The sequence below is a fragment of the Georgenia sp. Z1344 genome, from assembly GCF_057652375.1.
Genome location: NZ_CM172728.1, coordinates 240,128 through 262,858 on the forward strand (window position 1 = coordinate 240,128; position 22,731 = coordinate 262,858).

Consider the following 22,731-nt stretch of genomic DNA (forward strand, 5'->3'; position numbering starts at 1 on the left):
AAGGAGGAGCCGGCATGACGTTCCGGGACTCGGCGAGCGGCAGCGGCGGCAGCGAGGGCGTGCGCAGGCGCGGACGTGGACGCGGCGGCGCCGCGGCCGCGGGCGGTGGCGGGCTGGCCGTCGTCGCGCTGGTCATCTACCTGCTCACGGGGCAGGACCTCGGCGGCCTCATGGGCGGCGGAGGGGGCGGCGGCGGTGCGGCCCCGGCCGAGGAGGAGACGCTCGGCGACTGCACGGGCGCGGACGCGAACACGGACGTCGACTGCCGGATGGTCCTGACCTGGGGCTCGCTGCACGACGTCTGGGCGGTCACCCTTCCCGAGCAGGCCGACCTCGAGCACCGCAACCCCGAGTTCATCCTCTTCCAGGACTCGGTGGGAACGGGCTGCGGGAACGCGACCTCCGCCGTCGGGCCGTTCTACTGCCCGCCCGACGAGAGCGCGTACATCGACACCGGCTTCTTCGACCAGCTCGAGACCCAGCTCGGCGCGGAGAACGCGCCGCTCGCGCAGATGTACATCCTCGCCCACGAGTACGGGCACCACGTGCAGAACGAGACCGGCGTGATGGCCACGGCGAACCGCACGGACACCGGCCCGCAGTCCGACGGCGTGCGGCTCGAGCTGCAGGCCGACTGCTACGCGGGCATCTGGGTCAACCACGCCTCCACCGTCCCGCAGGAGGAGACCGGCGAGCCGATGCTGGTCGAGCCCACCACCGAGGAGATCCAGGACGCGCTCGACGCCGCCTCGGCCGTCGGCGACGACCGGATCCAGTCCGGCGCCGGCCAGGAGGTCAACCCGGAGACGTGGACGCACGGCTCGTCCGAGCAGCGCATGCACTGGTTCACGGTCGGCTACGAGGGCGGCACGATGCAGGACTGCGACACGTTCGCGGTCGGTCAGATCTGAGCGGGCGGCTCACCTCCCGCACCCACCCGCACGACGACGAGGAGCGCCCGCTGATCGGGCGCCCCTCGTTCGTGCGTGCGCGGCTGGTCGCGCGCCTGGCCGTGCCTCGTCACTGCCCCTGGGAGATGACGCAGGAGTCCTCGCCCGGGCCACCGAGGCCGCCGTCGATGAGCAGCAGGCCGCCGGTGGCGTCGGCGCCCGAGGTCGGCTCGTCGAACCAACGCTCGCCCGCTCCGTCGTCGACGCCGAACCGCCACATGCCGCCGTCGGTCGCCGTGGGCTCCACCTCGCCGCCGACGGTGGCCGCGGTGATCCACAGCGACTCGTCCTGGACCGCGCCGCTGACGGAGGTCCCAGGCGCGTCGACGATGCCGACGAGCGTGCCGCCCTCGACATCGAGCACCGCTGCCTGCTCGGCGCCGTTCTCGCCGTGGACGCTGACGACGGCGTAGCCCTCGTCGTACGTGATCCCGCCGGCGACCAGGCCCTCGCCCTCGATCGTCGCGACCTGGCGGGGGTCACCGTCCCGGTCGACGTCGACCGCCTCGACGACGATCCCGACGTCGGTTGCCCGGGTGGTCAGCACGGTCGGGCCGTCGGCCGCCGCGGTCGAGACGCCGCGGTTCCCGGGGGACGAGTACGGCTCCGACATGACCCCGAGGTCGGTCGTCTCTCCGGAGAACGTCGCGTGGTAGAGCGCGCCGTCCTCGGCCTGCGTGACGATGCCGAAGTCCGAGACGCCGACGATGTCCTCGCCGATCGGGCCGTCGGAGGTCGAGGCGACCTCGGTCGCGGCGCCGCCGTTCGGGTCGAGCTGCATGAGGCGGATGCCCTGGTCGCTGCCGGCGGTCCACACGATCGTGTCGGCATTGCTGTCGGGGTGCGCCATCATGTCGAGCGGCTCGGCCAGACCGATGTCGGTCTCCGTCTCGAGCGTGTACTCGACGGGCGTGGCGTTGCCGTCGTGGTCGTGCTCGACCAGCGTGGCGTCGTCGCCCGCCATGCTCCAGGCGTACGGCTGCCCGAGCGGACCGGCGGCGACGACCTCGTTCGTTCGCGCCACCCCGTCCATCGAGCTGTCGGACGCCGGGACCGTCCGGTGGTCCTCGAGCTCGCCGAGCGGGGCCTCCGCCATGTCGAGCTCCTGGGTCCACCCCGGCTCGAGCTCCGCCCCGTCCGGTCCCACCACGGTGATCGGGGGCTCGCCGGTGGCGTCGCTCTGGTCCGCGGGCGCCTCGGCGCCGTCCTCCGGGGCGCCGTCGGTCGGCGCACCGTCCTCCGGGGCGCCCTCCTCCGGGGCCGGCGGCTCGGAGGGCTGGGTGTTCTCCCCGCCGTCGCCCGGCGCGGGTGCGGGCGCGGGCGCCTGCTCCTGCTGGCCGTCGCCGGGAGCGGTCCCGGCCGGGTCGCCGGCGCAGGCGCCGAGCGTGAGCGCCACGGCGGCGAGCAGGCCGGCCCCCCGTGATCGGGCGGACGGTGGTGCGGGCCGTCAGTCGTCGTGTCCTGGTCATGATGTCCCCCTCATGGTCGGTCGCGGCTCGGACGAGCTGCGGCTGATCGGCCGGTCATCGTGGTGATGACCACGTTCTCGACGCTAGGGAAGGGCCGGTGGTCCCCGCAGGCCCGGGACGGGGCAGGTCTGGGGGCGGGAGAACTCCCCCGGCCTCTCTCCTCAGCCGGCCCTCCCACCTGCGCCGACGCACGACGACGAGGGGTACCCGCGGTCCGGGCACCCCTCGTCGGTGCGGTCGTCACTGACCCTGCGAGATGACGCGCGAGCTGTCGCCGAGGCCGCCGAGACCCTCGTCGACGAGCAGCTGCCCACCCGAGGCATCCGCGCCGGAGACCGGCTCGTCGAGCCACATCTCGCCCTCGGCGGTCTCGGGGTCGAGCCGCCACATCGCGCCGGAGGTGGCGGTCGGCTCGACCTCGCCGCCCACGGTGGCCGCGGTCATCCACAGCGAGCCGTCCTGGACGGCGCCGCTGACGGACGCGCCCTGGCCGTCGAAGACGCCGGCAACCTCGCCCGAGGCCACGTCGAGCACCACGGCCCGGTCGGCCTCCTGCTCGTCGTAGACGGTGACCACGGCGTGGCCCTCGTCGAACGTGACGTCGCCGCCGGTCAGGCCCTCGCCTTCGATCGTCGCGATCTCGGTGGGCTCGCCGCCGCTCTCGACGTCGAGCTGCTCGACGACGACGCCGCCCTCGTCCGCCCGGGTCGTGACGACGGTGCTGCCGTCGTACGCCGCGGTGCGCGCCTCGCCGATGCCCGGCAGGCTGACCTCCTCGGCGGAGGCGGCGAGCTCGGTCGTCTCGCCGTCGTAGGTCGAGTGGTGGAGCGAGCCGTCCGCGGACTCGGTGACGACGCCGCCCTCCGAGACTCCGACGATCGTCTCGCCGAGCTCGCCGTCGGCGGTCGACGCGACCTCGGTGGCCACGCCCTCCTCCGGGTCGAGCTGCATGAGGCGCGTGCCCTCGTCGTTGCCGGCCGTCCACAGGACGGTCCCGTCGTTCGGGTCCGGGTGCGCCATCATGTCGAGGGGCGCGGCCTCGCCGATGTCGGTGTCCTCGTCGAGGGTGTAGGCCACCGGCTCCGCCGCGCCGTCGTGGTCGTACTCGACGAGGGTCGCGTCGACCCCCGTGCCCGTCCACGCGTAGCTCTCGGAGCCCGCGCCGACGGTGCGGATGGCGTTCGTGCTCGGCGACCCGTCCTCGGCGGTGTCGGTCGCCGGGATCTCGTCGAACGTGTCGAGCTCGGCCTCGGCGGAGCCCTGAAGTCCGGGACCCATCGTCCAGCCCGGCTCGAGCTCCTCGCCGTCCGGGCCGACGACCGTGAGGCCGCTCGGGTTCGGCGCGTCCGGCCCGTCCTCGGCCGGAGCGGCGGTCTGGTCGGCGGTCGCGGGGCCCGCGGCGCCGAGCGTGATCGCCACGGCGGCCAGCAGGCCGGCCCCGGCGGTCGGCCGGATCGTGGTGGTGTGTGTCCGTCGCGTCGTGGTCATGGTGCTCCCTTCGCTTCGGTCGCGGCGCGCTCGATCTGCGCCACATCTGTGGGTCATCGCCTGGCATCCGTTCGATGACCACGTCTTCGACGCTACGAACCACCGGAGCGTCGATGCAGGTCCGGCAGGGGACAGTTCTGGTGGCGGGAGAACTACCCGCCGATCAGGTCGCGTCGTCGCATCGTCCCTGGTAGGGGGCTCGAGGAGGCTCGACGCGCAGAGATGACGACGCGACGATGGGGCACCGTGCACGCGAACTGCGGGCCCGGACACGACGAGGGGGCGCCCGCCGTGCGGACGCCCCCTCGTGGGTGTGGTGCGGCTGAGCCGCCCGGTGCTACTGGACCTGCTCCAGCGCGCCGGAGATGTCCGTGACGTCCATCCGGGTCGAGCCCTCCGGGTCGTCCCCGGTACCGGGGCCGGTCGAGACCATGGTGCTGCCGTTGAGCTCGACGGTCGTACCGGTCGCCGCGCTGACGGACTCGACGTCACCGGCGAAGGTGTCGTAGAGATACGTGCCCCGAGCGGTCCCGTCGTGGTCGCTGACGCCGATCGCGACGGCTCCGCCCTCGACATCCACGTTGGCCCCGCCGTCCATGACGACCTCCCGCAGTTCCTCCGAGCTGGTGTCGTAGACGTACGCGAGGTCGTTCCCGCCACTCTGCACGGTGAAAGCGATCTGGGCCTCGCCCACGGCGACTGGGTGGTCCGCGACGGCCACGTCCGTCACCTCCCCGCCGGGCAGGTCGACGTCGAGGACCACCTCGGGGTCCTCGGCGTCGGGGCGGTCACCGACCCGCATGATGCTGGTCGTACCCTCGAGGTCGATCGCCGTCCAGACCGTGTGCGCAGCTACGGAGTCGACGTTCGTCGCGGGACCGAGGTCGAGCGGCTCGATGAACATCTCCGAGTCGGCGAGCCACAGGGTCGGACCGCGGTGGTCCTCCATGGGGTACGCCATGAAGGCGACCCGGCCGTCGTGTGCGGCCAGCTCGTCGTCGTGCACCAGCTGCGTTCCCTCGACCGGCACCTCGGACGAGTCGACGAGCGTGCGGGTCTCGCCCGTGCTCGGGTCGTACTCGACGTAGCTCCAGCCCTCCTCCGCCTGGACCGAGTTCACGGGCGAGCGCGTCGACGACGCGAACGTCAGCGTGCCGTCCTCGCCAACCGCCATCGGTCCGCTGGGGTACTGCGACTCCTCGGTGTCGGCGGGCATGTCCACCTGGGTGAACTCGCCGTCAGCACCCGCGGCGATCTCCTCCTCCGACTGCTCACCGGTCGACGGGTCGAACGTGCGCTGCACGAGGGTGGCGTCGCCGGACTGCCCCTCGGGCGGGGTCTGCCACTCGTAGGTGCCGAAGGGATCGTCGGAGGGGGTGATTCCAGTGACAACCGTGTCCGGTCCGCCGGTGACGGCGGAGAAGTGCTGCTCGGGCTGCAGCGCGGGCAGCGAAGGGTCGGCGGTCTGGCTCTCCGAGACGGCGACCGGAGCGCCCTCGCCGTTCGTGAACGTGATGCCGCTCGCCGCAGCGACACCACCGTCGGTCGCGCCTCCTTCCGGCGCGGCGTCCTCGCCCTCGGCGGGTGCGGCATCCTCGCCCTCGGCGGGCGGAGCGGCGTCGCCGGACCCGGCCTCGGGTGCGGTCCCCGCGTCGGGCGCGGCACCGGCGTCCGGCGCTGCCTCGGCGCCGTCCTCGGCACCGGCGACGGGCGGACCGTCGGCCGGCACGTCCTGGCCGGCGCAGGCGCCGAGGCCGAGAACGACGGCGGCGCCGAACGGCAGGACGGCGAGTCGGTTGATGGTCGGTCGGCGGTCGGTCGATCGGATCGTGCGGCTCATGGTGTCCCCCAGTAGGTCGTTGCGCCGGTCCCGGCGCTTGTCCTCGGCCACCTCGCTGATGGCCATGACCACGACGGTAGGAACGGACCTGAGGCGTGCGCAGGCTCACCTCGGGGCAGTTCTGGGGGCGGGACAACTCCCCCGCATCGGCTCCCGGACCTGGCCATACGCCAGGAAACGGCATCTTCGTGCGGCTCCCGCGGGGTGACGCGCGGTCTCGACACAACCGTCGAACGGGCCGGGGGGACCTCGGCCCATCGGCGCGATCTGCGCCCGGGCGGCCGGCCTGCAGGTCCGACACCCTCGGTGGTCGAGAGTGCGGGTCAGCCTCGCCCCGAGTGGTCACGAGTGCGGGTCAGTCTCGCCCCGACGCACAGACGCACAGACGGCGAGCGTCAGGAGGCGGACCACGCGAACCTGGTGTCCCCGTCCTCGCCGCTGCCGAGGGTGGAGAGGAGCGTGGTGCCGGCCGCCCGGAGCCCGGTGTGGCCGCGCCCCTCGTCGTACCCCGTGACCGCGCCGTCGGCGAGATCGATGGCGAACAGCCCGCCACCGGTCGACGCACCACCCGACTCGTCGGACGTGGCCAGGCCGGACCACAGCGCCCCGTCGACGACGACGCTGCTGACGGTGCCCGAGCCGGGGGCGACCGCACCGGTGTAGGTGCCGTCCGTCGTCGAGAGCACGACCGTGCCGAGCGGGTCGCCGGCCGCGCCGTCCACGACGTCGACGCTCGCGTGGTCCCCGCCGGCGGAGACCTGCGCCTGCGGGTCGGCGGCGTCGCTCTCGATCGTTGCCCGGGAGTCCTCGACGAGGATGCCGTCGGGCGAGCTCGAGAGGTCGACCGTCGAGACCTCGACGCCGGCGTCCGTCACCTCCGCGCTGACGAGCGTGGACCCGACGACGTCCCACCCGCCGGGCCCTGCGGTGGCTGGCAGCTCGGTGGGCGTCTCGCCGGTCAGCAGCAGGTACAGGGCGTCGGTGCCGTCCTGGACGACGACGCCCCCGTCGGAGACCCGGAGGCCGCTGGGCTCCTCGATGTCGCCGTCCACCGACGACACGAGCTCGACCGCCGCCCCCGCGTCGGGACCGAGGCTCATCACGCGCCACCCCTCGGAGGAGGTGGCGAGCCAGGCGATCGTGCCGTCGTCGCCCACGTCGGTCAGATGCGCCTCGGCGACGCCGATGTCCGTGTCGTCCTCCAGCGTGTACGGGATCTCCTCGATCGTCCCGTCCTCGTCCTCCCGCACCATCGTGTGGTCCGCGTCCTCGTCCGTGCCGGTGACGTGCCAGGCGACGACGCCGCCGTCGGGTGCGGGGGCGACGTCGGTGCGCCGGGTGTCGTCGTCGACCTCGGACGGCAGCTCCCGGCCGGCGCCGGGCAGCTCGGTGGCGGTGCTCGACCCGAGGCCTGCGACCCACCCCGGGGAGAGCTCCGTGCCCTCCATGTCCGTGACCGTGAGGGGGTCCCAGTCCGGCGGGGCGGACGCGCCGTCGGACGGTGTGTCGATGTTCGCGTCGGCGCTGCCGCTCTCGGCCGGCGCCTCGGCCTCCGCGCTCGGCGCACCGGTCGCCTCGTCCGGCGGCGCGACGGCCTCCGGCTCGGGCTCGGCGTCGGCCGAGTCGTCCGAGGACCCGCACGCCCCGAGCAGGAGGGCAGGGGCCAGGACGAGGGCGAGGGCCGCGGGGCGGCGGGTCGCACGCGCCCGCAGGGACACATCGGTGGTCGTGGTCGTCGTGCGCACGTCGCTCCTCATGGATGGTCCTCCGCCGGTGCCGTGCACAGTGTCGCCCGTCCGGCGCCCCCCGCGCACACCGTGGGCGGGGACGAGGCCCCGGACCGACGACGACGGCTGGCATCCGGACGACAGGACGTCGCCCCCGGACTCTGCGCCGGCAGGAGGTGTTCCTGACCGGGCGTCACCCCACCGGCTCGACCCAGACGAGCGCGGGTCGGGGGTGGACCGGGATCACCTCGTTGGCCACGACGGCGAGGCCGCTGGACTCCAGGCTGTTCGCGGGGAAGTCGGACCGGGCGAGCGGTGTCCCGCCGGCCAGGTCCACGGAGTAGATGCCGGAGGCGGCGGACTCCTCGTCGTCGCCGGCCGCGACCCACAGGTCCTCGCCGGCGACCACACCGCCACCGAGCGGGGAGTCGGCGATCACGCCGCCCACGAACCGGCCGTCGTCCAGGGACAGCACCAGAAGCCCGGAGGAGGAATTGTCGACGGGCGCCCCCGAGACGTCCTCGACCATGAGCACGACATGGTCCTGGGCGACGACGAGGGACATGACAGCCACCGTGTCGGGAAGGTCGAGAGTCGCGATCATGCGCGGCTCGGCGGAGGGGTCGGTGACGTCGAGCGCCGTTACTGCGAGGCCGTCCGTCCCTCCGTCCTGGACCGCGACCACGTGGCCCGATCCGGCGTCCCACGCGCCGGCTGTCGAGAGCTCGAACGGCAGCTCGCTCGGGGTCTCGCCGGGGCGGACGACGTGGCCCCCGACCTCGGGGTCGTAGTCGGCGAGGACGAGCACCCCGTCGGTCAGCCAGATCCGGGTGGCCTCGATCCCCGTGCCCTCGGAGGCGACGAGCTCGGTGGCCGTCTCCGCCCCCGGGTCGAGGGACATCACGCGCCAGGCCCCGGAGTCGTCGGTCGCGCGCGCGAGCCACGCGATCGAGCCGGGCCCACCCGCGGCGTCATCGACCACCGTCTGCTCGGGGTCCGCCACCCCGATGTCGGTCTCCCCGTCGAGCTCGTAGACCAGGTGCTCGGTGCTGCCGTCCGGGAGGTGCCGGAACAGGTTCCACGTGCCCGGGCCGCCGGCCCCCTCGTCCCAGCCGACCACGGTGCCGTCGGGCGCGAGGGCCCGCGAGGCCGGTGCCTCACCCGACCGTCCGCCCGGGACGAGCTCCCAGGCCCCGGGCAGCGGCTCGTCCGCGGCCGCGGCGAGCGGAGCCACCCAGCCCGGCGTCTGCTCGGCGCCGTCCACGTCCAGCACCCGCACCTCGTGCACGTCGCCCCGCACCACGTCGGCCGAGGACCCGTCCGTCGGACCCTCGGAGGCGGAAGCGACCGCGTTTGTGGGTGCCTCGGGCGCCGCGCTCGCCGACCCGGTGGCCGCCTCGTCCTCCGCAGCCGTGGCCGACTCGCTCGGACCCGCCGTGGGCCACGCGGTCGTCCCCGCTCCGTCCCCGTCCTGGTCGTCGGCACCGCCGCAGGCCCCGAGCAGGAGGACAGCGCCGAGGCCGGCCGCCGCCGCTCGCCGGGCACCGCGCGTCCCGCACGCCTCTCGTGCCACGTCGTCGGTAGCCGTCGTCCTGCGCACGTCGCTCCTCGTCGAGATTCGTCAGGTGTCCGCGCATTCTCACCCGGTCCGGGTCGCCGCACACACGATGGAGCGGGGACCCGGACCCTCGGATACCACCCCTCGGGAACGACGACGAGCCGGCACCCGTTCGGGTACCGGCCCGTGCCGCACTCTCGGTGAGTGCCCACCACGATCTCGGTGCGGCTCAACCGCAGTTTCGGCGTGCACCAACCGCAATCTCGGCGTGCACCAACCGCAATCTCGGTGGGCACCAACCGCAATCTCGACGAGAGGGGTCAGACGTTGAAGCCGAGCGCGCGCAGCTGCTCGCGCCCCTCGCCCGTGATCTTGTCCGGGCCCCACGGCGGCAGCCACACCCAGTTGATGCGGTGCTCGGTGACGAGCCCCTCGAGGGCCATCGCGGCCTGGTCCTCGATGACGTCGGTCAGCGGGCAGGCCGCGGACGTCAGGGTCATGTCGATGCTCGCGTGGTTGGACTGGTCCACGGTGATGCCGTAGACGAGGCCGAGGTCGACCACGTTGATGCCGAGCTCGGGGTCGATGACGTCGCGCATCGCCTCCTCGACGTCGGCCGCGAGGGTCGCGGTCGGGCCCGCCGGTGCGGGCGCGGCCATCTCGCCGGTGTAGGTCTGCGCCTCCGGGGTGCCCGGGGCGTCGGTCGTCTCGCTCATGCGTCCTCCTGGGTCAGTGCCTGGGCGAGCGCGTCCCGCAGGGCCATCCAGCCGAGCAGGGCGCACTTGATGCGTGCGTGGAACTTGGCCACCCCGACGAACGCGGTCGCGTCGCCGAGCCGGTCGGATCGTTCGTCGTCGAGGTCCTCGCCCCGGTTGTGCATGAGCTCCCGGAACGTCTCGTGCAGCTCGTCCGCGGTCCGGACGTCCTTCCCCGTGACGAGGTCGGTGAGCACCGAGATCGAGGCCTGCGAGATGGAGCAGCCGTGGCCGTCCCACCCGATCTCCTCAACGACCGGGGCGCCGTCGGTGTTCCCGAGCCGCACGCGCATCGTCACCTGGTCGCCGCAGGTCGGGTTGACCTGGAACGACTCCCCGTCGAAGGGGTCGATGAGCCCGGCGCCGTGGCGCTCGCGCGAGTGGTCGAGGATGACCTGCTGGTAGAGCTGCTCCATCGGTGACGGCATGTCAGCCCCCCAGACCGAAGAACGGACGGACACCGGCGAGGGCCTCCGCGAACGCGGCGACGTCGTCGGCACTGGTGTACGGGCCGGCCGACGCACGCGTGGAGGCGTGGACGCCGAGCCGCCGGTGCAGCGGCTGCGCGCAGTGGTGCCCCACGCGCACGGCCACCCCGGCCGCGTCGAGCACCTGGCCCACGTCGTGGGGGTGCACACCGTCGACGTCGAACGCCACGGTGGCCAGCCGGTCCCGGGCAGAGTCCGGCCCGAGCAGCCGCACGCCCTCGACCCCGCGGACGGCGTCGAGCAGGAGCGTCGCCATCTCGGCCTCGTGGGCGGCGACCGCCTCCATGCCGAGGTCGCCGAGGTACTGGGCGGCCGCGGCCATGCCGATAGCCTGGGCGATCATCTGCGAGCCCGCCTCGAAGCGCGCGGGCGGCGGCATGAAGGTCGTCGTCTCCATCTGGACGATCTCGACCATCGAGCCGCCCGTGAGGAACGGGGGCATCGCGTCGAGGACCTCGCGGCGGCCGTACAGCGCGCCGACCCCGGTGGGGCCGAGCATCTTGTGGCTGGAGAACGCGGCGACGTCCACGCCGAGCGCGGCCAGGTCGACCGGCAGGTGCGGCACGGACTGGCAGGCGTCGAGCACGGTGAACGCGCCGACCTCCTTCGCCCGCGCGAGGATCTGCTCGACCGGGTTGATCGCGCCGGTGACGTTCTGGGCATGCGCGAGCGCGACGACCTTCGTGCGCTCGGTGACGACGTCGAGGGTCGAGAGGTCGATGCGGCCCTCGTCGGTCAGGCCGAGCCAGCGCAGGGTGGCGCCCGTGCGGGCGGCGACCTCCTGCCACGGCACGAGGTTCGCGTGGTGCTCGGCCTCGGTGACGACGATCTCGTCGCCCTCGCGCAGCACGAACCGCTCGGCGCCCGCTCCCCCGCGGCCCGCGGTGGCGTTGATGAACGCGTACGCCACGAGGTTGAGACCCTCCGTGGCGTTCTTCGTCCAGACGATCTCGTCCGCGCGCGCGCCGACGAACGCCGCGACGGTCGCGCGGGCGTTCTCGTAGAGCTGCGTGGACTCGTCGGCGAGCTGGTGCGCGCCCCGGTGGACGGCGGCGTTGGACCGCTCGTAGAAGTGCGTCTCGGCGTCGATGACGACGCTCGGCTTCTGCGCGGTCGCGCCCGAGTCGAGGTAGACGAGCGGGCGGCCGTCGGCGAGCGTGCGGTCGAGGATCGGGAAGTCGGCGCGGACGGCGGTCAGGTCGAAGCCCGGCAGTCCGTCGGCGCGCGCGCCCGCCCCGGCAGCGGTGCTGCCAGGGGCGGGCGCGGCGGCGGTGGTGCTCATCGGATCGGTCAGGCCCCCACCGGGCTGAACCGGTCGTAGCCCTCGGCCTCGAGGCGGTCGGCGAGCTCGCGGCCGCCCTGCTCCGCGACGCGACCGTCGACGAAGACGTGGACGAAGTCCGGGTCGATGTACTTGAGGATCCGCGTGTAGTGCGTGATGAGCAGGATCCCGGAGCCGACGTCGGAGTGGACGGCGTTGACGCCCTCGGACACGACGCGCAGCGCGTCGACGTCGAGGCCGGAGTCCGTCTCGTCGAGGACGGCGAAGCGCGGGCGCAGGAGGCCCATCTGGAGGATCTCGTGCCGCTTCTTCTCACCGCCGGAGAAGCCGTGGTTGACGTCGCGCTGGGCGAACGCCGGGTCCATGCGGAGCTTCTCCATCGCGGAGTTGACGTCCTTGACCCACGTGCGCAGGGCGGGCGCCTCGCCGTCGATCGCGGTCTTCGCGGTGCGCAGGAAGTTCGAGACCGTGACGCCGGGGACCTCGACCGGGTACTGCATGGCGAGGAACATGCCGGCGCGGGCGCGCTCGTCGACGCTCATCTCGAGGATGTTCTCGCCGTCGAGGAGGACCTCGCCGTCGGTCACCGTGTACTTCGGGTGGCCGGCGATCGAGTAGGCGAGCGTGGACTTGCCGGAGCCGTTGGGGCCCATGATCGCGTGGATCTCACCGCTGTTGATGGTGAGGTCGACGCCGCGCAGGATCGGCTTCGGGCCGTCCGTCGTCTCGACGGACACGTGGAGGTTCTTGATCTCCAGGGTGGACATGTGTGCTGTTCCTTTACGTAGCTGGCGGCCGCTCAGGCGGCGTTGACGATGGTGTCGGGGTCGACGAGGACGTCGTCACCCTCGAGCGCGAGGGCGTAGACGGTGACCGGCACGGTGGCGGGCAGGGACGTGGGACGGCCGGTGCGCAGGTCGAAGGCCGACCCGTGCTTCCAGCACTCCAGCGCCCCGTCGAACACCTCGCCGTCGGAGAGCGAGATCCGCTCGTGGGTGCAGATGTCGTCGAGGGCGTGCAGGCTGCCGTCCTCGTCGCGCGCGAGCGCGATGCGCCGCTCGCGGCCGTCCGCCCCGGGGACGGTCACGAGCGTGACGTCCCCGGGTGCGAGGTCGGCCGCGGAGGCGGCGCGGGTCAGGGTCACGCGCTCCTCGCCATGGTGAGGTCGAGCTCGGCCTCGATGGCCCGGGTCAGGCCCTCCTCGACCTCGGGCACGCCGATCTGCTTGATGAGCTCGGCGAAGAAGCCGTGCACCACCAGGCGGCGGGCCTCCTCCTCGGCGATGCCGCGGGCGCGCAGGTAGAAGAGCTGCTCGTCGTCGAACCGGCCGGTCGCCGACGCGTGGCCGGCGCCCTCGATCTCGCCGGTCTCGATCTCGAGGTTCGGCACCGAGTCGGCGCGGGCCCCCTCGGTGAGCACGAGGTTGCGGTTGAGCTCGTAGGTGTCGGTGCCCTCGGCCTCCTTGCGGATGAGGACGTCGCCCACCCACACGGAGTGCGCGCTCTCGCCCTGCAGCGCGCCCTTGTAGGTCGCGTTCGACTTGCACGACGGCACGGCGTGGTCGACGAAGAGGCGGTGCTCCTGGTGCTGGCCCGAGTCCGTGAAGTACAGGCCGAGCAGCTCGAGGTCGCCGCCGGTGCCCTCGAAGCGGGCGGTCGTCGAGACGCGGACGACCTCGCCGCCGAGGGTGACGACGACGTGCTTGACCGTGGCGTCCTTCGCGACCTGGATCGCGTTCTCCGCGAGGTGGATCGCGTCGTCCGCCCACTCCTGGACGGAGACGAGCGTGACGTGCGAGCCCTCGCCGGCATCCAGCGTGATCCGCTCGCCGTACGTGGCAGAGCCCGTGTAGCGGACGACGACGATGGCGCGGGCGTTGGCGCCCACCTCGACGACGACGTTGCCCCACACGAGGTCCGAGACCGACGCTCCGCTGAGGTTGACGATGACCGGCGTGTCGAGCTCGGTGTTCGCCGGGACGGACACGAGCGAGGCGCCGCCGGCGTGCTCGATCGCCGCCGCCGCGGGGCGGTCCCCGGGCAGGATCCGGGTGCGGGAACGGGCGTCCTCGGCCGAGATCTCGGTGAGGGTGACGCCGTCGGGCAGCTCGGTGTCCCACGTGAGGTGGGCGGAGCTCGGCTCCGCGGCGAGGATCTCCTGGAGGGCGTCGACCGGGGTGAAGCGCCACTCCTCCTCGCGCCCGTGGGGCACGGGGAGGTCGGCGAGGTCGAACGAGGCGGCGCGGGCGGCCCGCGAGGACTCGGGGACGACCCCGTGGCTGTGCGCGTCGTCGGCGCGCGCCTGGGAGTGATCGACGATCGGGGTGGTGGCGGTCATCAGCCGACGCTTCCTTCCATCTGCAGCTCGATGAGGCGGTTGAGCTCCAGGGCGTACTCCATGGGCAGCTCACGGGCGATGGGCTCGACGAAGCCGCGGACGATCATCGCCATGGCCTCCGTCTCCTCCATGCCGCGGGACATCAGGTAGAACAGCTGCTCCTCGCTGACCTTGGAGACGGTGGCCTCGTGGCCCATCTCCACGTCGTCGACGCGGACGTCGACGTACGGGTAGGTGTCGGAGCGGGAGATCGTGTCGACGAGCAGCGCGTCGCACAGCACGTTGGACTTGCTGTGGGCGGCGCCCTCGAGCACCTGGACGAGGCCCCGGTAGGACGCGCGGCCGCCGGAGCGGGCCACGGACTTCGAGACGATCGAGCTCGAGGTGTGCGGCGCGAGGTGCACCATCTTCGAGCCGGTGTCCTGGTGCTGGCCCTCGCCGGCGAACGCGATCGAGAGCGTCTCGCCGCGGGCGTGCTCGCCCATGAGGTAGACCGCCGGGTACTTCATCGTCACCTTGGAGCCGATGTTGCCGTCGATCCACTCCATCTGGCCGCCCTGCTCGACCGTGGCGCGCTTGGTGACGAGGTTGTACACGTTGTTCGACCAGTTCTGGATCGTCGTGTACCGGACGCGGGCGTCCTTCTTGACGACGATCTCGACGACCGCGCTGTGCAGCGAGTCGGACTGGTAGATCGGCGCGGTGCAGCCCTCGACGTAGTGCACGTAGGAGCCCTCGTCCGCGATGATGAGCGTCCGCTCGAACTGGCCCATGTTCTCCGTGTTGATGCGGAAGTAGGCCTGGAGCGGGATCTCGACGTGGACGCCCTTGGGGACGTAGACGAACGAGCCGCCCGACCACACGGCGGTGTTGAGCGAGGCGAACTTGTTGTCCCCCGGCGGGATGACGGTGCCGAAGTACTCCTCGAAGATCTCCGGGTGCTCCTTGAGCGCCGTGTCGGTGTCGAGGAACAGGACGCCCTGGGCCTCGAGGTCCTCACGGATCTGGTGGTAGACCACCTCGGACTCGTACTGCGCGGCGACGCCCGCGACGAGGCGCTGCTTCTCCGCCTCCGGGATGCCGAGCCGGTCGTACGTGTTCTTGATGTCCTCCGGGAGGTCCTCCCAGCTCGTCGCCTGCTTCTCGGTCGACCGGACGAAGTACTTGATGTTGTCGAAGTCGATGCCGGACAGGTCCGCGCCCCACTCGGGCATGGGCTTGCGGTCGAAGAGCCGCAGGGCCTTGAGACGCAGCTTGCGCATCCACTCGGACTCGTCCTTCTTGTCCGAGATGTCGCGCACGACCTCCTCGGACAGGCCGCGGCGCGCGGTCGCACCGGCGTCGTCCGAGTCGTGCCATCCGTAGCCGTACTGACCGATCGAGGCGATCGTCTCTTCCTGGGTCAGCTGCTCCCGGGTGGGAGGAGTTGTGGTGGTCATCGATGTCCTTCCGTGCCGACCGATGTCGGGTGGGGGGTCTGACGTGTGGGAAGTGCGAGTGGCACGTGGGTGGTGCACATGTAGCCGCCGCTCGCGAGGGTCGCGAGGCGTTGCACGTGGACGCCGAGGAGGCGGGAGAACGCGCGCGTCTCCGCCTCGCACAGCTGGGGGAACGCCTCGGCCACGTCCTGCACCGGGCAGTGGCCCTGGCACAGCTGGACGGCGATCTCCTTGTCGCCGACCTTGCGGACCGTGGCGGCGTACCCGTCGGCGGTCAGCGCCTCGGCGAGCGCCTGGACGCGTTCCTGACCGGGCGCGGTGCCCTCGAGCTGGGCGGCGTACCGGCGCTCGAGCTCCCCGACCCTGCGGTCGGCGAACTCGTCCGCGGCCTCGGTGCCGACCTTCTCCACGAGGAAGTCGAGGACCTGGCCGGCGAGGTCGGAGTAGGCGTCGGTGAACTCGGCGCGGCCGGCGTCGGTCGCGACGTAGTGCCGGGCGGGACGGCCGCGACGCGGCGTCGTCGTCCCGGGGTTGCGCTGCACCGCGATGAGGCCCTGGGCCTCGAGGGCGCCGATGTGGCGGCGCACGGCGGCCGAGGTGAGCTCGAGCTCCTCGGCCACGTCCGCGGCGCAGACGGGGCCCTGCTCGAGCACGAGGCCGAGGACGCGGTCACGCGTCGAGGTGTCCTCGTTCCCGGTGGTCGGGTGCAGCGGTGGGCTCGCCTGTGTCATGCGTGCCTCCCGTCGGTCGAGATCACCGGCGAGGGGCCCGAGAAGGGGCTCGTCCAGGAGCGGCGGGCTGCCGCCCGAGGTCGCCGATGAATTACACACAGTATGCGTTGCCAAATGGGGGCCGTCCAGGAAGGTTGGCCTAACCTCACACGCCGTCCCGGCGCGGTCCGGCGGGGCTGTGACCAGGGGCACGACGACGAACGGGTCGTCGTCAGGCGTACCCGAGCGCCGCCTTGGCCGACGCGTGCTGGTCGGTGACGACGGGGTCGAGGCCCGGCCGCTCGAGCGCGACCCGGTCCTTCTCCCAGGCCGGGAACTCGCCGGCGAGCACGGCGGCGGCCTGCATGGCGGCGCCGAGTGCCACGTACTCCCCCGGCTCCGGGACCTCGACGGGGACGTCGACGAGCCGGGGCAGCACGTCCCGCACCGCCGCGTTGTCGGCGGCCCCGCCGATGAGCAGCAGCCGGTGGACGGGCACCCCGAGCCGGCTGAGCGCGTCGAGCATGACCACCTGGCTGGCCAGCATCCCCTCGACGGTCGCCCGCGCGAGGTTCGCCGTCGTGAGGTTGTCGAGGGTGAGGCCGTGCAGTGAGCCGCGGGCGTCCGGGAGGTTCGGGGTGCGCTCCCCGGTGAAGTACGGCAGGAGGGCGAGGCCGTCCGCACCGGGCTCGGCGGTGAGCGCGAGGTCGGCCAGCTCGTCGTGGTCGAGGCCGAGGAGTCGGCCGACCACGTCGAGGTCGCGGGCCGCGTTGAGGGTGGCGGCGAGCGGCAGGTGGTCGCCGGTGCAGTCGGCGAAGCTCGCGTGGACGCGTTGCTCGTCCTGGACGGGGCGGTCGGTGCGGGCGTAGACGGTGCCGGACGTGCCGAGCGACATCACGGCGTCGCCCACCTCGAGCTGGAGGGCGAGGCCGGCGGCGGCGTTGTCCCCCGCGCCCACGCCGATCGGCAGGCCCGCGGGGACCCCCGGGATCCCGTCGGCCGTGGTGCCGGCCGTCTCCGTCGGGCCGAGGACCTTCGGCAGGATCGCGCGGTGGCCGAGGGCGAGCTCGAACAGCTCGAAGTCGTAGTCCTCGGTGGTGCCGGACCAGTAGCCGGTGCCGCTGACGTCGGAGCGGTCGGTGGTGAGCGCCTCGAGGTCGGCGTTGCCGGGGCCGAAGCCGCGCAGCCGCCACGTGAGGTAGTCGTGCGGGAGGGCGACGGCGGCCGTGCGCGCGGCGTTCTCCGGCTCGTTGTCCGCCATCCAGCGCACCTTCGTCACCGTGTAGGACGGCAGGAGGGACAGGCCCGTGCGGCGGACCCACTCGTCAGCCCCGAGGTCGGCGTTGAGCGCGTCGACCGCCGTGTGGGAGCGCGTGTCGTTCCACAGCAGCGCGTCGCGGACCACCTCGCCGTTCTCGTCGAGGCACACCATGCCGTGCTGCTGGGCGCCGATCGAGATCGCGGCGACGTCGTCGAGCCCGCCGGCGGACTCGATCGCGGCCAGGAGGGCGTCCCACCAGGCGTTCGGGTCGACCGAGGTGCCGTCCGGGTGCGGGGCGCGGCCCTCGCGGACCACCTCCCCGGTGCCGGCGTCGACGACGAGGACCTTGCAGCTCTGGGTCGATGAGTCGACCCCGGCGACGAGCGTCATGACGGACCTTCCTGGAGGGGCGTGCGGACCCGACCATCGTGGCAGCGCGCCGGGGAGCGCGCACGGGTGGCTCGGGTGGCGGGAGGCTGCCGGGCGGTCCGGGCGGTCCGAGCGGTCCGGGCGGTCCGAGCGGTCCGAGCGGTCCGAGCGCTCGAGCAGGCGGAGCCGGGCACGCCCCGCGCGGCGCGGGCTACCGCACGGGCAGAGCGGTCTCGCCCGACGCGACCTCGCGCGGCCCGTGCAGGCCGAAGCGCATGGCCGGGTCGCCCGGGTCCCAGCTGCTGTCCCGCTGGACGACGTCCCCCATCCAGGCCACCCGGTCGACGAGCTGGTTCCCGACCGTCAGCCGCTCCTGTTCCCACCCGGCGAGCACGCCGGTGACGTCCTCCGTGCCGGACAGCGCCTCGGCGAGGCTCCAGCCGTCCTCCGCGGCCTTGGCGGTCCCCGCGGCGGCGTGCGGGCGTGCGGCGAACGCGGCGTCCCCGATGACGACGACGCGGCCCTCGGCCATGCGGGGCGACCGGACGTCGACGACGCGCTGGATGTACGGCTCCGCGGTCGCCCGGACGAGCTCGGTCGCCGCCGGGGCGAGGACGGCGGCGGCCTCGCGCATCTCGTCGACGTACCGCTGCTGGACGAGCCCCTGCGGGACGGAGACCCCGCCGCGCGAGCCCGTGCTCGACATCATCATCTCGTCGAGCTCCGGCCCGGCGGGGACGTTGCGGTACCAGACGTAGTTCATCAGCCGGGACTCGGACGTGGGCCCGGGGATCGGGTACATGCAGATGTGGGTCTGCGGCGCGAGGGAGTAGCTGAGCGCGTCCCCGAGCAGGTCGAGCGTCCCGGCGGAGAGCTCGTGCTCCGGCACGGTCCCCCGCCAGCCGACGTAGCCGGCGTACTCCATCTCCACCTCGCCGTTGATCCGCCGGCGGCCGACCGACGAGATCCCGTCGGCGAACACGACGAACTCGGCGTGCAGGATGCGCCCGGACGCGCACCGGACCTCGGCCACGTCGTCGTCCTGCGAGAACCCGACGACCACCTCGCCGAGGAGGTACCCGTCGGTGCCGAAGTCGGACAGCAGCGCGCGGTAGAGCGTGGTCCACGAGCTGTAGCTCCAGTCGATCCGCTCCTCGTGCAGCAGGTCGTTCGTCGTCCCGAGGAACCGCAGCCACTCCGTGCGCGTCGAGACGTCGTCGGGGGTCAGCCGGCTGCGCTCGCGGAACCAGCGCAGCATCTCCGGCTGCAGGACGATGCCACCGCCCCGGCCGTCGAGCTGGGACGAGGAGCGTTCGAGGACGGTCACCTCGAACCCGAGGTCCCGCAGCAGCAGGGCCGCGGTGAGGCCGCCGATGGATCCGCCGACGACGACTGCGCGTCGACCCTGGTGGACTGTCATGTCGAGTCTCCTGATTCCGGTTGTCCCGCTCGCGCGGTGCGCGGCGAGGCGAGGGGCCGTCGGTCGGCGCCCCCGGTGAGTTGTGCGTGCGTGCTCGGTGCCGTCAGGCGAGGACGCGCAGGACGTCGAGGACGCGCATGGCGCCGGCGACCTCGAGCAGGACATCTGTGTCGGCGAGCTCGCCGCCGACGATCTCCTCGATGCGCCGGCGACGCTGGTTGACGGTGTTCTTGTGCAGGTAGAGTTCCTCGGCCGCGCGGGCGGCTCCAAGGTTGGTGCGCAGGAGCACCCGGAGGGTGTCGACGAGATGGGCGCCGTTGGCCGCGTCGTACTCGACGAGCGCCCCGACGGTCCGGTCGACGAACTCCTGGAGCGCGACCGTGTCGGCCGTGCGGAGCAGCAGACCGGTCAGCCCGGTGTGGTCGAGGTGGACCGCGGTGCCGCCGCGTCCGTAACGCAGCGCGAGATCCACGGCGCCGGCCGCGGCGACCACCGCGCTCCCGTACTCACCGATGTCGGCGACAGGGCCCACCGTCACCATCGGGGGCGCGCCGGCCCGGTCGCCCGCCCCGAGCAGGCGCCCGAGGTGCTCCTCGATCGCCGCGAGCAGCGCCTCGGCCCGGCCGGGGACGTCCGGCACGAGGACCACGAGGTGGTCGCCCCGGCGGCCGACGAGCGGACGAGGGCCGTCGGCGCCGAGCACGTTCGCGAGGTGGCTCGCGATCCGGTGCACCGGCGGCGCCGCGGGCTCGGCGCCCAGGTGGGTGACGAGGACGGCGTGCGCGAGCGCGAGGTCGTGGCCGAGCCGTCCGGCCCGTTCCCTCAGGGTCGGGCCGTACGCCGCACCGTCGTCGAGGAGCGAGGCGAGCACGTCGGCGGTGTCCCGCCACATCGACTCGGCGACCGCGCGGTGCCGCAGTACCTCGAGCGCCACCATCGTGGCGGCGTGATCGAGCGCCCGTCGATCGAGGTCGCCGAGCTGGTCCGGCCGGCACCCCGCCCAGACCCACGCCACGACGTCGTCCTGGAGCAGGACGGGCGCCCGAAGCAGCTCGACGCCGTCGACCGCCACCGCGGTGGTGCGGTCCCGGTCGCCGTCGAGGAACGACGTCTCCTCACCATCGCTCCACCGCGGGAGCACGAGCGCCTCCGGCAGTGCGGCCCCGTCCTGCTCGGTGGCATGGAGGAGGTCGCCGTCCACGTCCCGGACGGCAACAGGGGCGCCGAGGATCCGCGCGAGCGCCGTCACGACGGCGGCGACCCCGCCACCGCCGAGCGTCTGGGCCGTGAACTGCTCGTGGATCTCCATGGACTGGCGCTGGAGGTCCCGCTGGTGGGTGAGATCCCGGTTGGCCTCGTTGAGGCGGGTGATCGTCCGCTGCTCGCTGCTCCGCAGCTGGGCGGTGGCGATCGCGTTGGCCGCCTGGTCGGCGAGCATCGTGACGAGCCCGATCTCGCGGGAGTCGGCGCGGTGGCGCCGCGAGGTGTAGCAGTTGAGCGTGCCGAGCGGCTCGCCACCCGCGACCAGCGGCACGGCCAGCAGCGAGGCGTACCCCTGCTGCAGGGCCACACCGCCCCAGGGGCGGAACCGCGGGTCGTGCAGCGCGTCCTCGATCTGGTGCGCCGTCCCGGTGAGGAAGGCCTTCGAGGACGGTGAGCCGTGGGCGTCGAGCAGGATCGGGTGCTCGGCGTTGACCGTGGCGACGTACTCGGCCGAGAGCCCGTGCGCCCCCTGGATGAGCAGCGCCGTGCGGTCGCCGGTGGGCAGCGTGACCGCGCAGAAGTCGTAGCCGAGGAGCTCGCAGGCCGTGCGGGCGACCTCGTCGAGCAGGTCCACGACCGACGAGTCACCGTTGAGCGCCGCGCTGATCCGGGCCAGCGCGGGCAGCCACCCTGCCAACGAGGTGTCGCCCGCTCCGAGCTCCGCACCGGCGTCGTGCCCGGTCCCTGCCCGGTCGTGCCCGGCACCGGTCCCGTCGCGGCCGCCGACGATCGCGTCGTGCTCGGCGCCGTCGGAGGCGGGAAGGAGGTCCACCGCGGGCTCGCGGCGCGGACCTCGCTCCCCACCTCCCTCGGGCGCCGACGACGTCACGGCAGGGGCAGCGGGTCGTTCGCGGAGTCGAGGTGCTCGACGGTGGTGAAGACCAGCTCGCCGTCACCGATGTTCTCGATGTCGTGGAGCAGGTACTCGCCGGCGCCGAACACGAAGTGGCGGGTCTCGCCGGCCTCGTAGGAGACGTCGCGCGTGGTCCCGTCGAAGGTGTGCTGCCGGCTCGTCCCGGCGTTGACCGCGGTCCAGAAGTAGTCGAGGACGTGCCGGTGGGCGTGCCAGCGCTCCCCCGGCGCGAGCCGGATCTCCCAGACGCGGACGCGGTCGTTCTCGCTGAGCAGCCGGGAGCCGACCGCGCCGTCGAACGCGCGGTCGTCGAACTCCTGGCGCAGCTCGTCGGACCAGCCGTCGAAGTCCGTGGCGATCAGCTCTCCGGCGAGCGGGAGGTCGTTGAGGAACTCGGTCACGGCGTCAGCACGACCTTGAGCGAGTCGTGCTCGGCCGCGTTGAGGAAGACGTCGTACCCCTTCTCCATCTCGTCCAGCTTCATCCGGTGCGTGATGAGCGGCGTGGCATCCAGCGTGCCGGCCTCGATCGCGCGCATGAGGGCGGGCACGGACAGACCGTTGGGGATGCCCGTGGTCAGGGTGACGATCTTCGACCACAGCGTCTCCATCGGCAGGGAGACCGGGGTCTCGTGGCCGCCGATGTTGGCGATCCGGCCGCCGGGCCGGACGAGGTCGACGGCCAGCTCGAACGGCGCCGGGAAGCCCGCCGCCTCGATCGTGACGTCCGCGCCGAGCCCGTCGGTCAGCTCGTCGACCACGGACTTCGCCTCCTCGGGGGAGGCCACGTGCGAGGCCCCCATCTCGAGCGCCTTCGCGCGCCGCGACTCCACGGGGTCGACGACGACGATGTTCGACGGCGAGAACAGCTTGGCCGTGATGAGCGTGCTCAGACCCACCGGGCCCGAGCCCACGATGACCACGGTGTCGCCGGGCTGCACGTTGCCGCGGAGCACGCCGACCTCGTAGCCGGTGGCGAGGATGTCGGTGAGGAAGAGGACCTGCTCGTCGGTCAGCTCGTCGGGGATCTTGTAGACCGAGGTGTTGGCGAACGGGATCCGCGCGTACTCGGCCTGGAGCCCGTCGATGAGGTGACCGAGCGCCCAGCCTCCGGAGGTGCGGCACTGGCCCACCAGGCCCTCGCGGCACGCCGGGCAGGTCGCGCACGCCGTCACGCACGTGGCGAGGACGCGGTCGCCGGGCTTGACGGCGGTGACCGCCGAGCCGACCTCCTCGACGATGCCGACGCCCTCGTGTCCGAGGACGAGCCCGGCGGGCGTCTCGGGGAACCCGCCCTTGATGATGTGGGAGTCCGACCCGCACACGGTCGTGGCCGTCACCTTGAGCACGAGGTCCGTCGCGTCCTGGATCTGCGGCTTCGGGTGCTCGCACCACTCGATCTTGCCGGGACCGTCGTAGATCAGTGCCTTCATGGGGTGCTCTCCTTCGTCGTCGTTGACACGCTTCGCGTTCCGGAAGTGAACCCGCTCGCCGGTCCCCCATGGAATATCCGGCTAGACACC

The 22,731-nt window shown here is 72.9% G+C and carries 19 protein-coding genes; 1 reads left to right on the top strand and 18 read right to left on the bottom strand.

The genetic code is table 11. The features are described from left to right. Positions 1–14 precede the first annotated feature (14 nt). Positions 15–911 carry a KPN_02809 family neutral zinc metallopeptidase gene (ypfJ, locus tag AC24FB_RS01090; RefSeq protein WP_425715721.1) on the top strand — a complete coding sequence of 299 codons (897 nt, stop codon included), beginning with the start codon at positions 15–17 and terminating at the stop codon, positions 909–911. 109 nt (positions 912–1,020) lie between these two features. Here ypfJ and AC24FB_RS01095 read toward each other — a convergent pair whose 3' ends face one another. From AC24FB_RS01095 to AC24FB_RS01180, 18 genes are all read right to left on the bottom strand, one after another. Beyond that, positions 1,021–2,346: a hypothetical protein gene (locus tag AC24FB_RS01095; RefSeq protein WP_425715722.1), complete on the bottom strand. Its 1,326-nt coding sequence runs from the start codon at positions 2,344–2,346 to the stop codon at positions 1,021–1,023. Positions 2,347–2,659: 313 nt separating this feature from the next. Then, positions 2,660–3,907 (bottom strand): hypothetical protein, encoded by a 1,248-nt coding sequence (locus tag AC24FB_RS01100; protein WP_425715723.1) that lies wholly within the window; start codon positions 3,905–3,907, stop codon positions 2,660–2,662. Positions 3,908–4,244: 337 nt separating this feature from the next. Then, positions 4,245–5,813 (bottom strand): hypothetical protein, encoded by a 1,569-nt coding sequence (locus tag AC24FB_RS01105; RefSeq protein ID WP_425715724.1) that lies wholly within the window; start codon positions 5,811–5,813, stop codon positions 4,245–4,247. 329 nt (positions 5,814–6,142) lie between these two features. After that, positions 6,143–7,504 (bottom strand): hypothetical protein, encoded by a 1,362-nt coding sequence (locus AC24FB_RS01110; RefSeq protein WP_425715726.1) that lies wholly within the window; start codon positions 7,502–7,504, stop codon positions 6,143–6,145. Positions 7,505–7,667: 163 nt separating this feature from the next. Beyond that, complete coding sequence (locus tag AC24FB_RS01115) at positions 7,668–9,074, bottom strand: hypothetical protein (RefSeq protein WP_425715727.1); 1,407 nt, start codon at positions 9,072–9,074, stop codon at positions 7,668–7,670. A 278-nt stretch (positions 9,075–9,352) separates the two neighbouring features. Next, a complete protein-coding gene (locus tag AC24FB_RS01120) occupies positions 9,353–9,748 on the bottom strand; it encodes a metal-sulfur cluster assembly factor (protein ID WP_463654235.1) in 396 nt (131 codons plus the stop codon). Further along, positions 9,745–10,215, bottom strand: coding sequence for a Fe-S cluster assembly sulfur transfer protein SufU (gene sufU / locus AC24FB_RS01125; protein ID WP_425715728.1), 471 nt, complete (start codon positions 10,213–10,215; stop codon positions 9,745–9,747). The genes AC24FB_RS01120 and sufU overlap by 4 nt, the downstream gene beginning before the upstream one ends. Position 10,216: 1 nt before the next feature. Further along, positions 10,217–11,557, bottom strand: a complete 1,341-nt coding sequence (locus AC24FB_RS01130; protein ID WP_425715729.1) for a SufS family cysteine desulfurase — start codon at positions 11,555–11,557, stop codon at positions 10,217–10,219. 8 nt (positions 11,558–11,565) lie between these two features. After that, positions 11,566–12,324 (bottom strand): Fe-S cluster assembly ATPase SufC, encoded by a 759-nt coding sequence (gene sufC / locus AC24FB_RS01135; protein WP_425715730.1) that lies wholly within the window; start codon positions 12,322–12,324, stop codon positions 11,566–11,568. A 32-nt stretch (positions 12,325–12,356) separates the two neighbouring features. Continuing rightward, positions 12,357–12,701, bottom strand: a complete 345-nt coding sequence (locus AC24FB_RS01140) for a non-heme iron oxygenase ferredoxin subunit (RefSeq protein ID WP_425715731.1) — start codon at positions 12,699–12,701, stop codon at positions 12,357–12,359. Next, positions 12,698–13,894 (bottom strand): Fe-S cluster assembly protein SufD, encoded by a 1,197-nt coding sequence (sufD, locus tag AC24FB_RS01145; RefSeq protein WP_425715732.1) that lies wholly within the window; start codon positions 13,892–13,894, stop codon positions 12,698–12,700. Before sufD ends, AC24FB_RS01140 begins: the two co-directional genes overlap by 4 nt. After that, entirely contained in the window at positions 13,894–15,333 is a 1,440-nt protein-coding gene (gene sufB / locus AC24FB_RS01150; RefSeq protein WP_425715733.1) for a Fe-S cluster assembly protein SufB, read from the bottom strand. Before sufB ends, sufD begins: the two co-directional genes overlap by 1 nt. Further along, positions 15,330–16,064 (bottom strand): helix-turn-helix transcriptional regulator, encoded by a 735-nt coding sequence (locus AC24FB_RS01155; protein WP_425715734.1) that lies wholly within the window; start codon positions 16,062–16,064, stop codon positions 15,330–15,332. The genes sufB and AC24FB_RS01155 overlap by 4 nt, the downstream gene beginning before the upstream one ends. Before the next feature lie 211 nt (positions 16,065–16,275). Continuing rightward, positions 16,276–17,694, bottom strand: a complete 1,419-nt coding sequence (gene xylB, locus AC24FB_RS01160; protein WP_425715735.1) for a xylulokinase — start codon at positions 17,692–17,694, stop codon at positions 16,276–16,278. 190 nt (positions 17,695–17,884) lie between these two features. After that, positions 17,885–19,093, bottom strand: coding sequence for an FAD binding domain-containing protein (locus AC24FB_RS01165; RefSeq protein WP_425715736.1), 1,209 nt, complete (start codon positions 19,091–19,093; stop codon positions 17,885–17,887). 103 nt (positions 19,094–19,196) lie between these two features. Then, on the bottom strand, positions 19,197–21,128 hold the full coding sequence (locus AC24FB_RS01170) for a helix-turn-helix domain-containing protein (RefSeq protein ID WP_425715737.1): 1,932 nt from the start codon (positions 21,126–21,128) through the stop codon (positions 19,197–19,199). Between the two features lie 53 nt (positions 21,129–21,181). Continuing rightward, positions 21,182–21,610 (bottom strand): cupin domain-containing protein, encoded by a 429-nt coding sequence (locus tag AC24FB_RS01175; RefSeq protein ID WP_425715738.1) that lies wholly within the window; start codon positions 21,608–21,610, stop codon positions 21,182–21,184. Next, positions 21,607–22,641 carry an alcohol dehydrogenase catalytic domain-containing protein gene (locus AC24FB_RS01180; protein ID WP_425715739.1) on the bottom strand — a complete coding sequence of 345 codons (1,035 nt, stop codon included), beginning with the start codon at positions 22,639–22,641 and terminating at the stop codon, positions 21,607–21,609. The genes AC24FB_RS01175 and AC24FB_RS01180 overlap by 4 nt, the downstream gene beginning before the upstream one ends. Between the last annotated feature and the right edge of the window lie 90 nt (positions 22,642–22,731).

Excerpts from the sequence above, each read along its gene's own strand:
- AC24FB_RS01105 (WP_425715724.1), bottom strand. The coding sequence starts at position 5,813 with ATGGCCATCAGCGAGGTGGCCGAGGACAAGCGCCGGGACCGGCGCAAC.
- AC24FB_RS01130 (WP_425715729.1), bottom strand. The coding sequence starts at position 11,557 with ATGAGCACCACCGCCGCCGCGCCCGCCCCTGGCAGCACCGCTGCCGGG.
- AC24FB_RS01165 (WP_425715736.1), bottom strand. The coding sequence starts at position 19,093 with ATGACAGTCCACCAGGGTCGACGCGCAGTCGTCGTCGGCGGATCCATC.
- AC24FB_RS01110 (WP_425715726.1), bottom strand. The coding sequence starts at position 7,504 with ATGAGGAGCGACGTGCGCACGACGACCACGACCACCGATGTGTCCCTG.
- AC24FB_RS01100 (WP_425715723.1), bottom strand. The coding sequence starts at position 3,907 with ATGACCACGACGCGACGGACACACACCACCACGATCCGGCCGACCGCC.
- sufU (WP_425715728.1), bottom strand. The coding sequence starts at position 10,215 with ATGCCGTCACCGATGGAGCAGCTCTACCAGCAGGTCATCCTCGACCAC.
- AC24FB_RS01180 (WP_425715739.1), bottom strand. The coding sequence starts at position 22,641 with ATGAAGGCACTGATCTACGACGGTCCCGGCAAGATCGAGTGGTGCGAG.
- AC24FB_RS01120 (WP_463654235.1), bottom strand. The coding sequence starts at position 9,748 with ATGAGCGAGACGACCGACGCCCCGGGCACCCCGGAGGCGCAGACCTAC.
- sufD (WP_425715732.1), bottom strand. The coding sequence starts at position 13,894 with ATGACCGCCACCACCCCGATCGTCGATCACTCCCAGGCGCGCGCCGAC.
- ypfJ (WP_425715721.1), top strand. The coding sequence starts at position 15 with ATGACGTTCCGGGACTCGGCGAGCGGCAGCGGCGGCAGCGAGGGCGTG.
- AC24FB_RS01155 (WP_425715734.1), bottom strand. The coding sequence starts at position 16,064 with ATGACACAGGCGAGCCCACCGCTGCACCCGACCACCGGGAACGAGGAC.
- sufC (WP_425715730.1), bottom strand. The coding sequence starts at position 12,324 with ATGTCCACCCTGGAGATCAAGAACCTCCACGTGTCCGTCGAGACGACG.
- sufB (WP_425715733.1), bottom strand. The coding sequence starts at position 15,333 with ATGACCACCACAACTCCTCCCACCCGGGAGCAGCTGACCCAGGAAGAG.
- xylB (WP_425715735.1), bottom strand. The coding sequence starts at position 17,694 with ATGACGCTCGTCGCCGGGGTCGACTCATCGACCCAGAGCTGCAAGGTC.